The following is a 13,919-nucleotide window of genomic DNA, read 5'->3' as shown; positions in this document are numbered from 1 at the left end:
GGTTTTCTCGGCGAAATGATCTCCGCGTTGCGGCGTGAAGGGGCGGAAGCGGGATGTTCCGGGCAGTTCCTGGCAAGGCCTCTTGGGTGCGGGCAGAGGTAAAGCCCCGGTTCGGACGGTTCTCACCACAAGCTCGTCCGTGCAACCAGAGGCTTCACGTCGGTCACCTGTGTTGCCACGCTCGACATCTCCCGCCGCGTCGTGGGCTACCTCGCCAAGCTGCTCGCCGCCCACCGTCGCGCGCTGGGGAGGCCGAAGCACTCGCGTGCGCCGGGGCTGTTCCTTCAGGCGGTCACGGTCCTGTGCGGGCCGCGCGGCGACCTGATCCCAGAATTCGACGGGTCGTCGTCTCGCGGGCCGTTCGCGGCGGCGGCACACCGCGAGGGCCCTGGTCTGTCCTAGAGCCCGGAGGGCTCGCGGAGCTCAGACGAGAGTCACCGTGCGACGGGTTCACACCGCGACGGTCGATGTCTCGCGCACGGCCAAGACTTTCGTGGCGGTCCGAGGACACCGTGCGCCACCGCTCTTTCCCAAGGACTCGCGGTCCAGGAAGGACCCAGGAGTCGCCCGGCGCCCACACACTGCCACAGAACCCATCAAGACAGTCTGGAAAGTCTTCTGGTGGACGAACCAGAACCGCTTACTCAAGAATCAGAAGGGGATCACACCGATGAACCACGACTTCGTCCGCACCCGCATCCGACAGTTCCTGGAGCCGCAACTGGGCGGCGAACCCCTGGCCGACAGCGACGACTTCTTCGCTCTCGGATACGTCAACTCCCTTTTCGCCATGCAGTTGGTGGCCTTCCTGGAGAGGGAGTTCGAGCTCACTCTCGGCCCCGCCGACATGGATTTCGACAACTTCCGCACGGTCGACGGCCTGGTCGGGTTCGTCGCGTCGAAGGCGCCGGCGTCGGCTTAGGAGCGATCGATCATGATTCCGCCGCAAACCTCCCCGGGCCGCCGGCTCGCCGGGCCACCCGCCGACACGTCCACGCGGGTGGCTCTGCGGGCCCCGCTCCCGGTGGCCCTGGCCCCGGAGGTCGAGCGCCGCGTGTTGTTCGTGTCGCCGGAGATCACCGGGTTCCGGCTCGAGGCGGACGAAGCCTCCGTCCACGCGGTCACGGTGTTCTCTCGCGAATCGCTCGACGCCGACGAGCTGACCGAGAAGTTGAACTTCGTGATCGACAACGACGTCCGCCTGCAGCGGGTCACCCCGGCCAAGGGGATCTGGACCTCGCCGCACCGGCGGTCGGCGAATTCCGAAGTGTTGCCGACACTCGTCGCGACGGGCGCCGTGTACGAGGCCGGGGAGGGGCAAGTGGCCATCGGCGAGCCGCTGCTGTCCCTCCTCGCGTACTTCGACGCGGCACTGTTGGCACTCCTCGCCGAGGACTTCACCGCCCAGGAATACCGCTACCCCACGCTCATCAGAACGAAGGCGCTGGAGAACGCCGGCTACTTCGGGGCATTCCCGCAGCACCTGATGTTCGTCACCCGGCTGCGCAACGACATCGACGTCTACCGGGACTTCCGGGCGGCCCGAGCCGAAGCGGGCATCGGCCCCGAGGTGCTGGAATCCTGCGGCAACGTCGACTACTGCCTCCCGCCGACCATGTGCTACCACACCTTCCACCAGTTCAGCGGCCGCCGCTTGGCGGCTGACCGGCTGCACGTGGTCACCGCCCGCGGCAAGTCATTCCGGTTCGAGGCGGGGTACGCGGCCGGCCTGGAGCGACTGTGGGACTTCACCATCCGGGAGATCGTTTTCCTCGGCTCGCGGGAGCAGATCCTGACCGCACGGGAGACGTTCATGCGGAAAGTCTTCGCCTTCATCGAGGATCTCGGCCTGAGCGGGCACTGCGAGGTGGGAAACGACCCGTTCTTCTGCGGCCCCGACACCTCGGACCGGATCGGGACCCAGCGGCTGTTGGAGCTCAAGTACGAGTTGCAGCTCCCCGTCGCCGAGGACCGCAGCATCGCCGTCGGCTCCTTCAACTTCCACGACGACCTGTTCGGGCGGGCGTTCGACATCTCCCGCGGGGCGGACGAACCGGTGCGCAGCGGATGCGTCGGGTTCGGCCTGGAACGGCTCACCTACGCCTTCCTCTGCCAGTACGGACCGGACCGCCGGCAATGGCCGGAGCAGATCCGGACAGAGTCGGCGGCGTGGGGGATCTGACATGGACCAAGCCATCGGCGCGACCGCTCCGGCCGGACGCACCCCCCGCACCCAGCGCGAGGAAATCCTCTGCGCGTTGTTCGCCCAGGTGCTCGAAGTCGACCAGGTCTCCGTCGACGACTCGTTCTTCGCTCTGGGCGGGCACTCGCTCCTCGCGAACCGGCTGGTCGGCCGCATCCGGCGCACCCTGGGAACGGAGCTCCCGGTGCGTGCGGTCTTCGAGGCCCCGACGGTCGCCGGACTGGCCGCCGTCATCGATCGGGCAGGCGCCGACGGATCCCGGCCCCCGGTGCGCAGGCTTCCCCGGCCGGAACGCATACCCCTGTCGCGGACCCAGCAGCGGCTCTGGTTCCTCAACCGCCTGCAGGGCAGTGACGCCACCTACAACATGCCCAGCGCGTACCGACTGCACGGCTCCCTCGACATCCCGGCACTGGGGCAGGCCCTGTCCGATCTGGTGGCCCGGCACGAGAGCCTGCGGACGGCCTACCCGGATTGGGACGGCCGCCCGCAGCAGATCGTTCTGGAACCCGAGGAGGCGCCCGTGGAGCTGCCGGTCGGCGACATCACCGAGGACGAGCTCGCCGAGGCGCTGACCACCGCCGCGTGCCATCCGTTCGATCTCACCGCCCAGACCCCGCTGCGGGCCGGGCTGTTCCGCCTCGCCTCTGACGAGCACGTGCTGCTGCTGGTGGTGCACCACATCGCCTGTGACGGCTGGTCCATGGCACCACTGCTCCGAGACCTCGCGACCGCCTACGCCGCACAACGCAGCGGGCGGAAGCCCACCTGGGGCGAACTGCCGGTCCAGTACGTCGACTACACGTTGTGGCAGAACGATTTGCTCGGCCACGCGGATGCCCCGGACAGTCTGCTCCAGCGGCAGCTCCGCTTCTGGCACCGGCAGCTCGACGGGATGCCGGGCAGACTCAGGATCGACCTGGCGGGGCCCCGGCCCGCCATACCCTCGCACCGGGGAGCACGGCTCGAGGCCCACATCCCGGAGGCCACCCATGAGGCGCTCCAGGAGCTGGCCCGGGAGACCGGAACCAGCGTGTTCATGATCACGTACGCGGCGCTGGCGGTGCTGCTCACCGGTCACGGCGCTGGCTCTGATGTCGCCATCGGCACCCCCACCGCCGGCCGCACCGACGACCGGCTGGACGAACTCGTCGGATTTTTCGTCAACACCCTGGTGCTGCGCATCAAGACCGACGGTGACCCGACCTTCCGGGAGCTGCTGCGGCAGGCCAGCGACAGCGTTCTGGCCGCCCTGGCCCACCAGGACGTGCCGTTCGACAGCCTGGTGCAGGCGCTCAACCCTGAACGCTCCTCCGCCTGGCATCCACTCATCCAGGTCATGCTGGCGTTCCAGAACACCGCCGAGGCCGAGCTCGACCTCCTCGGTCTCACGGTGCGTCCCGAACCGGTCGAGGAGGCAGTGACCCGCTTCGACCTGCGCTTCGAGCTGATCGAGCGGTTCACCGGCGGGCGCGTCCCGGCCGGAGTGGACGTCAGCCTCACCTACGCTGCCGACCTGTTCGCACCGGCCGTCGCCGAACGGCTGACACGGGAATTCACCGATCTGCTCGCGGTGGTTGCCGAAGCGCCGGATCTGCGGCTCGGTGAACTGGGCCGGCCGCCCGGCCGCAGCTCCGCCGAACCGGTGAAGCGGCGGCCGCGGCTCCCCGCGGCACGCCGCCCGCCACGCGCGTCGGGGAAGGTGCCCACCGTTGCCTTCGTCTGCTCCCCGTACGGTCAGCAGTGGGTCGGCATGGGGCGGACGCTCTTCGCCACCGAACCGGTGTTCCGCCAGGCGCTCCAGGACTGCGACACGGAGTTGGCACGGCACACCGGCCACTCCGTCGTCCACGAGCTCTTCCTCGACGAGCCGCAAGCGCGCACCGGTGACATCGGCGTCATGCAACCCGCCGTGTTCGCCATCCAAGTTGCCATCGCCAGGTGGCTGGAAGCCTTCGGGGTGCTTCCCGGGGCCGTCGCGGGCCACAGCCTCGGCGAGATCGCTGCCTGCGTCATCGCCGGTCTGCTCGACCTGCCGGATGCCGCGCGACTGGTCGTCCACTACAGCGATCAGCAACGCCGGGTCGCCGGGCTCCAGGACGGCATGGCGGTGTTCGAACTCTCCGTGCCGGACATCACCGACCTGCTGCAGGCACGTGGCGCGAATGCGGTGATCGCGGCCGAGAACGGCCCGCGGACCACCGTGGTGGCGGGCCGACGCGCTGAACTGTCCGCCCTGATCGATGAGCTCCAGGCCCGCGACGTGCTCTGTGCGCCGGTGCGCGTGGACCTCGCCGCGCACAGCCCCGTGATCGACACCATCGGCGCGGATCTGGAACGGGCCATCGGCAGACTCGAGGCCCGGCCCGGCCGGATCCCGCTGATCTCGACCGTGACCGGCGAACCGCTCGATCCGGCGGACGTCACACCCCGCTACTTCGTGCGGAACCTGAGGCAGCGGGTCCGCCTGGCTGATGCGACCCGCAGGCTGCTGGACGACCACGACGTGCTGGTCGAGATCAGCGCGCACCCGGTCCTGGCGTCCGCCCTCCAGCAGAACGCGGACGCCGCCGGCGGCACCGCGACGGTCGTCACCACACTGCGCAACGGTGACGAGCGGGCCGGGCTGGTCGACGCGTTGGCTGCCCTGCGCCGACTCGGCCTTCCGGTCGGCACCCCGGCACCCGACGGAAGGCACACCGGATGAAACGGCCCGACACCCCGACCACCTCGACATCGACATCGACATCGACATCGACAAACCGAGGATGCCCGACAGACCGGGCGACCGACTTTGGAGCAGCCGTGGAATCCCAGCCGATACCCCCGTTCACCGTCGTGCCCGGATCGGTGGTCCATGAGATCGTGGCCGGTCGTCAACAAGAGCTGATCGACCTCGTCGAGCGGGCATATCTGCTCCATGGTTCGGGCGAGACGACGAATCCGCCCTCGTACTTCCTCCGCTTTCCGGACAAGCCGTCGGCCCGGATCATCGCGCTGCCCGGCGCGGTGCGGGCGGATGTTCGTGTGGATGGTCTCAAGTGGATCTCGAGTTATCCGGAGAACATCGCGCACGGGATCCCTCGTGCCTCGGCAGTCCTGCTCCTGAACGATGCTGCGACCGGCTACCCATACGCCTGCCTGGAAGGTTCGATCATCAGTGCCGTGCGCACCGCTGCCTCGGCCGCGGTGGCGGTGCGTCACCTGGCAGTGGATCGAAGACCGGCCACTGTCGGGTTCTTCGGAACCGGATTTATCGCTCGCTACCTTCACATGTACCTGTGCGCGCTCGGGCTTTCCTTCGATCGAGTCGGCATCCACGATCTGTCCGAAGAATACGCAGGCGCTTTTGCCCGGCATGTCGCGGAATCCAACCCCGACACCGAAGTGCGCCTGCACCAGAGCCCCGAGGATCTCATCCGCTCCTACGACCTCCTCGTCCTCGCGACCACCGCCGCCCAGCCGCACATCACCGAGTCGGCATGGTTCTCGCACAACCCCTTGGTGCTGCATGTCTCGCTGCGTGACCTGGCCCCGGAGATCATCCTGACAGCGACCAACGTTGTCGACGACGTGGACCACGTCCTGACGGCGGGCACCTCGGTGCATCTGACCGAGCAGCGGACCGGCAGGCGCGACTTCATCGACGCGCCCCTGTCCGAGGCGATAACCGGCGCGTTCCGGCCGGATCCCGGCCGCCCGGTGGTGTTCTCGCCATTCGGCCTGGGCGTGCTCGACATCGTGGTCGGCGACTTCGTGCACCGACGAGCAGCCGAGGCGGGGCTGCTGACCACCGTGGACGGCTTCTTCCACGACACCGACCGCCACCGCTCCCCGGGCCGAATCGCCACCGCCATACGGGAAGGCGGAGCGGCATGAGCCCGGCGACCCCCCGAAGTGTTCTGCAAGCTCCGGAGCTCGGGATCCTCCGGCTGGTGCCGGCCTCCGAAGTGCCCCTCACAGCTCTGGAGAACCCGGTCGACATCGACATCACCGGGCGCGTGGTCGACCGAACACGCCGGCACGCCGCGAGCCTGCCGATCGCACAGCCGTCATCGCCGGGAAGTCCGTCATCAGCTACCGCAGCCTGGCGGAAGCCGTCGACGCCGCCGTCTCCGCGCTGCGCGGCGCCGGCTGTGCCACCGGGGACGTCGTTGCCTGTCTGGGCCGTCGGAGCGCCGACACCGTCGTCCTGTTCCTGGCACTGGAGGAAATCGGCGCGGTCTACCTTCCGGTGGATCCGGAATGGCCGGACACCCGAATCGCCGAAGTCCTCCGGCGAAGCGCCGCCGCGTTTGTCGTCGACTACACGGCCGGCGATCCGAACGCCCGTACAATCACGGCCCTGACCGACAGAGCGGGGAGGCCGGAGGGGACGGCCGTGGAAGCGGCCGGGCCGACGCCCCGCTACGTCATCTTCACCTCGGGGACGACCGGACGGCCCAAGGGGGCGGTCGTCGAGCACTCCGGCATGATGAACCACCTGTGGGCCAAGATCCTCGACCTCGACCTCACAGAGAACGACCGCGTGGCGTTCACGGCACCGCTCGTCTTCGACATCTCGATCTGGCAACTGGCCGCTCCGCTGCTGATCGGTGCCACGGTCGTGGTCGCGACCGAGGACGACGTCCTGTTCCCGACCCGTCTGCAACGGCTCCTGATCCGGCACGAGGTGTCCGTGGCGGAACTCGTACCGACAGCCATCGGCAACCTCCTGGACGAAACCGAGCGGCGCAGCGCGGAACGGGTGTTCCCGGCACTGCGCTGGCTGATATCCACCGGGGAAGAGCTCCGGCCCGGGCTGGCCGACCGGGTGCTCGCCGGGCTGTCCCAAGCGGAGTTGCTCAACGCCTACGGCCCCACCGAGTGCTCCGACGACGTCACTCATCACACCGTCACGGCCTCGGACACTGCCGGCCCTCGCCTGCCCATCGGGGTGCCCGTGGCGAACGTCAAGCTCTACTGCCTGCGGCCGGGGCCGGAGGACGGAACCTGGACCCCTGCCGCTCCGGGTGAGGTCGGCGAAATCTTCGTCGGCGGGATTGCGGTGGGGCTCGGCTACCTGGGCGATCCCGACGCGACCCGCGACGCCTTCTTCCACGACGTCCTCGACCCCACCTCGCCGACCGGCAGGCTTTATCGCACCGGTGACCTGGGCAGGGTGGACAACGGCGTCCTGCACTACCTGGGGCGGATCGACCGGCAGGTGAAGGTCGGCGGAGTCCGCATGGAACTCGACGAGATCGAGGCGGTGCTGAGCCGTCACCCGGACGTGGCCGGCTGCGCGGTGGCCGTGATCGGTGAGAACGGGGCGCGGAAGGTGCTCACCGCGTTCGTTGTGACGCGCTCCGCGGTCTCCTGTGAGCACCTTGAGACGTTCGTGCGGGCCAGGCTCCCCATCGACATGGTGCCCAAGCGTTGGAAACGCCTCGACGTGATGCCGCTGACCGCCAACGGCAAGGTCGACCACCGAGCCTTGGCTGCCACAGTCAGCGACCGGAACTCACTAGCACAAGGTGAGCAATGACCATCGTCTCCGCTCCGCACGAGCTGATCGAGTCGGATGTCTATGTCGACCTCAAGCCACTCGTCTCTCGCGACCTGTACTTGAAGTGCGAGGGGTTCAACTTCGGTGGTTCGGTGAAGATGCGCACTGCGGCGGCCATGGTCGCCGCGGCGGAGCGCGCCGGCCTCCTCAACGCCGACTCCGTTCTCATCGAGTCGTCCTCGGGAAACCTCGGCGCAGCGCTCAGTGTCGTGGCGGCCGGCAAGGGCCTGAGGTTCGTCTGCGTCACCGATCCGCGGTGCAACACGGCTGCCCTGCGTCTCATGGCGGCCTTGGGAACCGAGGTCATTGTGGTCGACCGGCCCGACCCGGTCGACGGCCTCCTGGGCGCCCGCAAGGCGAGGGTCAAGGAGCTGTGCCGGGCCGACCCGCGGTATGTCTGGCTGAACCAATACGAAAACCCGGCGAACTGGATCGCCCACTACGAGGGCACGGCGGCGATGATCGCCAAACAGTTTCCCGCTCTCGATGTCCTGTTCGTGGGCACCGGCACCGGTGGCACCCTGATGGGCTGCGCACGCTACTTCAGGGAACACGGCAACGGTGTCCGAGTCGTCGCGGTCGACTCGAACGGCTCGGCGAATTTCGGAGGACCGGCAGGGCTGCGGCTGATTCCCGGCCTCGGCTCCAGTACACCGGCCCCGTGCCTCGACCTGGACATCGTCGACGACACCATCCAGGTACCGGAAGCGGACACCATTCGGTCCTGCCGCGCGCTCATGGCTCGCGGATTCCTGTTCGGCGGCTCGACCGGGACCGTGGTGAGCGGCGCGATGACCTGGCTCGAGCAGCACGACCCGGACAGACGCCTCACCTCCGTGGCGATCGCTCCGGATCTGGGTGAGCGATATCTCGACACGATCTTCAGTGACGAGTGGGTACGCGCGAACTTCGGGTTCCCGGTCGCCGAACCGGCAGCTTGGGCCTAGCGTGAATAGCAGCTCCTCTTGGTTCTCCTTCGGTCCCGGCTCGCCGATGACAACGTCAGATCCACCCTAAACGGGCGGCCTTGACGCCTGCTTCGAACCGACTGTTCGCGTCAAGTCGACGCATCAGTTCGGCCACGATGCGCCGCTCAGTGCGAACGGAGATGCAGAGCCGCTTGGCGGCGGCATCGTCCGTCAGCCCCTGCGCCAGCAACTTCAGCAGATTGATTTCTGTTTCGTTGAGGGCGGGTGCCCGACAACCCTCCACCGGGGTGGAGGAGAGATCAGCAGGATAAGTCACTGCCGGACTGCAGGCGGGGCATCTTGGATACAGGGCAACGGTCACAGGCGCAACTCCTGGATACCGCCTGCCATTCGAGCGGCAGGTGCGGACGATTTTCCATGTCTTCAGGCGGGCGAAGACGCGCTCGACGCGAGCGCGGACCGGCTTGGCGGAGTGCGCATGGTCATTGGGCGTCGCTACCGTGAGAGGAGAGAACGTGAGAACCGCCATGGTGGCCCGTGTGCCAGTCGATACCTTGGCGCGTGCAAGGCGCGACTTCGACGGACCTCTCGGACATGCAGCGGCGAAGCCACGCAAACGAATTTCGTATGATGCCGACGTGCATGGGCACGTCACTCTCCTATAGAGATCTGGTTCGGAACGAAGGGTAAGCGCGTGGCCCAATGCTCGACTGATGTCGGCCTTTGCGCAGATGACATCGAGGCTGCCTGATGGGACCCCTGAGCACAAGCCTTGATCATGTAAGCCTTGATCAGTAAAGTGATGCGGTTGGCGGCACACTCAACTCTGCTGCCGATTTGTCGACTTGACGCCAGAAACAGTCGGAGGAGCTCCGCAGGTAGGCGCCGGGCCGGCGCGTTGTACGGGTCGGGCGTGATGCGGCCGCCGCGCGCCTGCGGGGGGGATAAGGAGGTCGTCTGAGGTTCACCCTCGGGAGTGGACACCGGGTTTCATGCGACAAGCGACAGCGTACGTGATGCGATCAGTCGCTGTTCGAATTCGATCGGTGTGAGATAGCCGAGCGCGGAGTGTCAGCGGCGTCGGTTGCAGTACGACAGCCAGCGAAACAGCGCCAGCCGCGTCTGTGCCTTCGAGGTCCAGCGCCGTTCGTGCAGCAACTCCCGTTTCAGTCCTGGAAGGACGACTCGGCGAATGCGTTGTCGTAGCTCGACCCGACACGGCCCATGCTGAGGCGGCTGCCGTGCCGACGGCAGGCGTCCGCGAAGGCGCCGCACTGTACTGGGCGCCCTTGTCCATATGAAAGACCACGTCGTCGACCCGGCCGCCGCGGGCGGCCACCGCCATCTCGATCGCGTCGGTGACGAACTGAGTGCGCATGTGGCCGGCGATCGACCAGCCGACCACCCGGCGCGAGCAGATGTCGATGACCGTGGCCAGATACAGCCATGTCGACCCGACGGGTATACAGGTGATTTCCCCGCACCACTTGGTGTCGAGTGCCGGCGCGGTGAAGTCCCTGTTCATCAGGTCTGGGACGGGAGGGGCCGCTCTGTCAGGGATCGTCGTGCGCTTCTTGCGGCGCAAGTGCTTCCCGACAATGTGATTGCTCCGCATCAGCCGGGTGACGCTCCCCCGCAAGCGGGGGCACCCCCAGCGATTGATCCGGCGCCCGCGGGCCCGCAGTTCGGCATGGACGCGCGGGGCACCGCAGACGCCCTGGTGTTCGGCGTGGACGTCACGGATCTCGGCGACCGTCGCGGCTTCCTCGGCCTGACGTTCGGCACGGGCCTGCGCGGTGGCCTGGTGCCGGTAGTAGCCCGAGCGGGAGACACCCAGGATCCGGCAGAGCCGCTGGACGCCGAAGTCGGCACGATTGTCGGAGATGAAGTCCCAGCATGGGGTATCCCCTGCTCGCAGAGCTTGGGGAGGGGTCCTCACTTCACCTCCCGAGCGAAATAGGCGGCTGCCCGGCGCAGGATCTCGCGCTCCAGCTGCCATTCCTTCTCGGCCTTCAGCAGCCGCGCGTTCTCGGCCCGCAGCCGGGCGAGTTCCGCCGCCGGATCCTGGCCACCCACGGCCGTTCGGGGCTCGGGCGCGTGCTGAACGGTGTCCTTACGGACCCACGTCCACAGCGTCTCCCCGGTGATCCCGAGGTCCGCGGCCACCGCCGCGTACGTACGCTTGCCGTCGGACGCGCGGTATAGCGCGACGGCGTCCTTCCGGAACTCCTCCGGGTACGGAGACTGGTGTCCCACCTGGACTTCCCTCCCTGGACCTTCAAGATCCATTGTCAGGGTGTCCACTCCAAAGGATCAGCCTCACCTCCCACGGCTCCGGCCGCACGAACAAGTGCCCCAACCCTGCGGTGAGCGAGGCAAGTTCCTCAGCCCATCCCTCCACATGCTCCGGTGCCACATCGACCAGCATGACCGGACAACGACATCACCGATCGGTAGTCACAAGACCTGAGACTGTAGTACTTGTGAGGGTCGGGGCGAGGACACACGTCACCTGTCCTGCTGGAGGGGGCCATGGCTACGCGGATCGCTTGGTGCAGAAGTAGATCCGGTTCGAGCGGTGGTCTGCGGTGACGTCGACGGTCTCGACCGACTCCGACAGGGAGTGCAGCAGCGCCTCGAAGGGAAGGGGGGCGTAGCGGTTGAGCCAGATGTAGCCGTTGGCCGTCTCCCGGCGCAGCAGCGCCTCCGGCTCCCGCGGCACCTGGAACAGGCAGATCGCCACCGTGCGGCGAGCGACTCGGAACAGCTCGCGGACGGCGGTCTCGTAGTACGGCAGGTGTTCCAGCAGGTGGCGGCAGTTCACCACGTCGAACGAGCCGTCGGGGAAGGCGAGGTCGGTGACGCTCATCTGCTGCCACTGCGCCTCGGGGTGGAGCTCGCGGCAGTCGGCGAGGGCGGCCTCGCCGATGTCGATGCCGGTGTAGTTGACCGCGAGACCCGCCTGCTGCAGATGGCGGTACGTGACCCCGGAGATGACGCCACAGTCGAGCAGCTCGAACGGTTCCTCTGAGTACATCTCCGCGATACGTTTGGTTACGATCGCATGCGAAGGATGCCCGGCCCTTCCGCCCTCGTTCATGTAAGTCACTTCGGTGGACCGTGCCCAAAGCGATTCTGTGTTCACTGTTCTGACTCTCCATATTACTGAAGCAGCCGGTCATGGCGGCGCGATATCGATCGAGCCGGTGAATGGCGAAGGGCGGGGCACGTGCCGGGCACTGCTGAATCGCGATTATTCGGAGGCGATTCAACAACTCGGCAGCCAGAGAGTGGTTCGGACGGCCGTCCCCGAAGCCGTTGCGCGTCAGGACGGGACGGTCGCTAGCTTGCGTGCCCCGTGGTCGGCAACTGCTTCGCCGACCTGGGCCATCCTGCGCGAGACGGCCCTCGACTGCAACCCTGGTTCCTTCAGCAACCTCATGGAGTGAACCGCCCCGGGCTCGGTAGGAACTGAACCGTTCCGGGTTCGGTAGGGACTCGATCATTTGAGAGGGCGTTTAGTGTGGGCGGATTGCCACTTATGATCCAGTAGGTTCCTCGCCAGGTTGGTATGGTCTCGTCCGTTATGCGCTTGGCGAGGTTGTCGATCGACGCGACGTGGATCATGGCTTCGGAGCTGGCGGCGAGGGTCTCGTAGTCGCGGGCGAGTCGGCGGTGCATCATGATCCAACCGATACTCCGCTCCACCACCCAGCGTCTTTCACCACGTGAAAACCGCGAATTCCGGGGTTTCTGTCGACGACTTCGACGTCGACTCCGAGCTGCGCTCCGTGCTCGACGACGGCCTTCTTGAAACCGGTGTCGACCCAGCTCTCGGCGATGGTCGGGCAGGTCTTCTTGGCCTGGTCGAGGAGGCGCATTCCCAGGGCGTTTCCGGAGAGGCTCGCGGCGGTGACGGTCACGGCGAGAATCAGGCCGAGCGCGTCGGTGAGGATGCCTCGTTTCCGGCCCACGATCTTCTTCGCGGCGTCGGTTCCCGGCCGGTCACGGGCACGCTGGTGGATGCCTTCACGCTCTGGGTGTCGATGACGGAGGCGGTGGGTTCAGGCTGGCGTCCCTCCTTCACGTGGGCCAGTCCGGTCAGGTCGTAGTTGAGCAGGGCGAAGATTCCCTCGCCGCGCCGGGCGGCGTAGCAGGAATAGACCGTGCCGTGGTTAGGGAAGTCGTGCGGAAGATACTTCCAGGGGATTCCCGTCCGATTCACGTGGAGAATCGCGTCGAACACGTCGCGCAGGTCGGCCTTGGCCGGCTGGCCGGTGGGCCTGCGGTCGAGCCGGGCTTTCCGCCATGCCGTCAACGTCGGCTCGATCAAGGCCCATCGGGCGTCGGACAGGTCGCTGGGGGTACGGCTCACGCCGTAGCGTGGGAACGCGAGGGCCGGAAGGTGTCGTTCCGCTGATCATCAGGAGGTTCTGTCGCATCTTCAAACCAGACGGCCTTCCAGCGGCGGAGGCGAGCGAAACGGATGGCGGGCCCCGAGTGGCGAGAGGGGGCGAAGGTCGCATACGACTCGGACCGCTACGAATCAGGGCGGCGATGAAAGCCACTTTCGGAATAGGCCTACGCAAACGCCCTCCGAAAGGGCCCGAGCTCTTCTGGCAGGTCGCGCCAAGGCGAGCAGGTGCGGTACTTCCACGCGATGACTTCCAGGGTCCGACGGCGGTCGGCCCACCGCCTTCCACGGACCGGATCGGCCGGCATCAGCGGCTCGATCCGGTCCCACATCGCATCAGTGATCACTAAACCGGACAAACACATCCGATCAACTGACCCACCCATCAAGGAGACACGCTCCAGGTCAGCCTCCCCGTCGCCATTACCTCCTGGCGCGGGCCATCTCTGGGGAGAATCTGGGGAGTATGAGCAGCGCCGGGGGCGTGCGGGAAGAATCGACTGCGTAGCCGGACAGGAATCTGAAAGATCCAGAAAGATGGATCAGCCCAGATCAGAGACCGGTTCAGTGGAACCACCGCAGGTCAGAGCCGTACGGTACAGGACTTCAAGAAGACCTCCTCACGCTTCACCGCCGGAATACATGCGCTGGCGAGCCGAAGAGATTCCACGCCGCCAGGCCACCAGTACGGACTGCCCACCCGGCCCGACATCGATCCGCCGCCAACAACCTGAAGCCCCAGGACCCAGCACGCACCCAGCACGGGAGAGATCACCAGGGATGACAAGCGGTGCCCACAGGTCAGCACCGAACCAGCACCGACAC

General features: G+C 67.0%; 9 protein-coding genes and 4 pseudogenes. 7 read left to right on the top strand and 6 right to left on the bottom strand.

All coding sequences use genetic code 11. The features are described from left to right. Window positions 1–670 precede the first annotated feature (670 nt). The 6 genes and pseudogenes from WJ438_RS34310 (at window position 671) to sbnA (ending at window position 8,698) form a co-directional block, all read left to right on the top strand. Window positions 671–922: an acyl carrier protein gene (locus WJ438_RS34310; protein ID WP_406728657.1), complete on the top strand. Its 252-nt coding sequence runs from the start codon at window positions 671–673 to the stop codon at window positions 920–922. A gap of 12 nt (window positions 923–934) precedes the next feature. Next, a complete protein-coding gene (locus WJ438_RS34305; protein WP_406728656.1) occupies window positions 935–2,182 on the top strand; it encodes a hypothetical protein in 1,248 nt (415 codons plus the stop codon). A gap of 1 nt (window position 2,183) precedes the next feature. Continuing rightward, window positions 2,184–4,910 (top strand): condensation domain-containing protein, encoded by a 2,727-nt coding sequence (locus WJ438_RS34300; RefSeq protein ID WP_406728655.1) that lies wholly within the window; start codon window positions 2,184–2,186, stop codon window positions 4,908–4,910. Window positions 4,911–5,008: 98 nt separating this feature from the next. After that, window positions 5,009–6,082, top strand: coding sequence for a 2,3-diaminopropionate biosynthesis protein SbnB (gene sbnB / locus WJ438_RS34295; RefSeq protein WP_406728654.1), 1,074 nt, complete (start codon window positions 5,009–5,011; stop codon window positions 6,080–6,082). A 154-nt stretch (window positions 6,083–6,236) separates the two neighbouring features. Further along, a pseudogene (locus WJ438_RS34290) lies at window positions 6,237–7,730 on the top strand (amino acid adenylation domain-containing protein); the annotation flags it as partial. Then, window positions 7,727–8,698, top strand: coding sequence for a 2,3-diaminopropionate biosynthesis protein SbnA (gene sbnA / locus WJ438_RS34285; RefSeq protein ID WP_406728653.1), 972 nt, complete (start codon window positions 7,727–7,729; stop codon window positions 8,696–8,698). The pseudogene WJ438_RS34290 and the gene sbnA, both read left to right, overlap by 4 nt. Window positions 8,699–9,065: 367 nt before the next feature. On the opposite strand, the pseudogene WJ438_RS34280 reads toward sbnA, so the two are convergent. The 4 genes and pseudogenes from WJ438_RS34280 to WJ438_RS34265 form a co-directional block, all read right to left on the bottom strand. Then, window positions 9,066–9,164 (bottom strand): annotated as a pseudogene (locus WJ438_RS34280) (IS5/IS1182 family transposase); the annotation flags it as partial. A 480-nt stretch (window positions 9,165–9,644) separates the two neighbouring features. After that, window positions 9,645–10,619, bottom strand: coding sequence for an IS3 family transposase (locus WJ438_RS34275; RefSeq protein ID WP_406728652.1), 975 nt, complete (start codon window positions 10,617–10,619; stop codon window positions 9,645–9,647). Further along, window positions 10,616–10,936, bottom strand: a complete 321-nt coding sequence (locus tag WJ438_RS34270; RefSeq protein WP_406728651.1) for a transposase — start codon at window positions 10,934–10,936, stop codon at window positions 10,616–10,618. The genes WJ438_RS34275 and WJ438_RS34270 overlap by 4 nt, the downstream gene beginning before the upstream one ends. A 280-nt stretch (window positions 10,937–11,216) precedes the next feature. Next, a complete protein-coding gene (locus WJ438_RS34265) occupies window positions 11,217–11,717 on the bottom strand; it encodes a class I SAM-dependent methyltransferase (protein WP_406728650.1) in 501 nt (166 codons plus the stop codon). Between the two features lie 100 nt (window positions 11,718–11,817). Here WJ438_RS34265 and WJ438_RS34260 point away from each other — a divergent pair, with 100 nt between their 5' ends. Continuing rightward, a complete protein-coding gene (locus tag WJ438_RS34260; protein WP_406728649.1) occupies window positions 11,818–12,129 on the top strand; it encodes a hypothetical protein in 312 nt (103 codons plus the stop codon). A 100-nt stretch (window positions 12,130–12,229) separates the two neighbouring features. Here the strand turns inward: WJ438_RS34260 and WJ438_RS34255 are convergent. Together WJ438_RS34255 and WJ438_RS34250 are read right to left on the bottom strand one after the other, a co-directional pair. Next, a pseudogene (locus WJ438_RS34255) lies at window positions 12,230–13,055 on the bottom strand (IS5 family transposase); the annotation flags it as partial. Between the two features lie 215 nt (window positions 13,056–13,270). Continuing rightward, a pseudogene (locus WJ438_RS34250) lies at window positions 13,271–13,459 on the bottom strand (transposase); the annotation flags it as partial. Window positions 13,460–13,919 lie beyond the last annotated feature (460 nt).

The sequence above is a fragment of the Streptomyces sp. GD-15H genome, from assembly GCF_045291515.1.
Classification (GTDB): domain Bacteria; phylum Actinomycetota; class Actinomycetes; order Streptomycetales; family Streptomycetaceae; genus Streptomyces.
This window is presented reverse-complemented; position numbering and strand designations above follow the sequence as displayed.

Bases quoted from the DNA above. Each gene is read 5' to 3' on its own strand.
- WJ438_RS34310 (WP_406728657.1), top strand. From the start codon at position 671: ATGAACCACGACTTCGTCCGCACCCGCATCCGACAGTTCCTGGAGCCG.
- WJ438_RS34305 (WP_406728656.1), top strand. From the start codon at position 935: ATGATTCCGCCGCAAACCTCCCCGGGCCGCCGGCTCGCCGGGCCACCC.
- WJ438_RS34300 (WP_406728655.1), top strand. From the start codon at position 2,184: ATGGACCAAGCCATCGGCGCGACCGCTCCGGCCGGACGCACCCCCCGC.
- sbnA (WP_406728653.1), top strand. From the start codon at position 7,727: ATGACCATCGTCTCCGCTCCGCACGAGCTGATCGAGTCGGATGTCTAT.
- WJ438_RS34265 (WP_406728650.1), bottom strand. From the start codon at position 11,717: ATGTACTCAGAGGAACCGTTCGAGCTGCTCGACTGTGGCGTCATCTCC.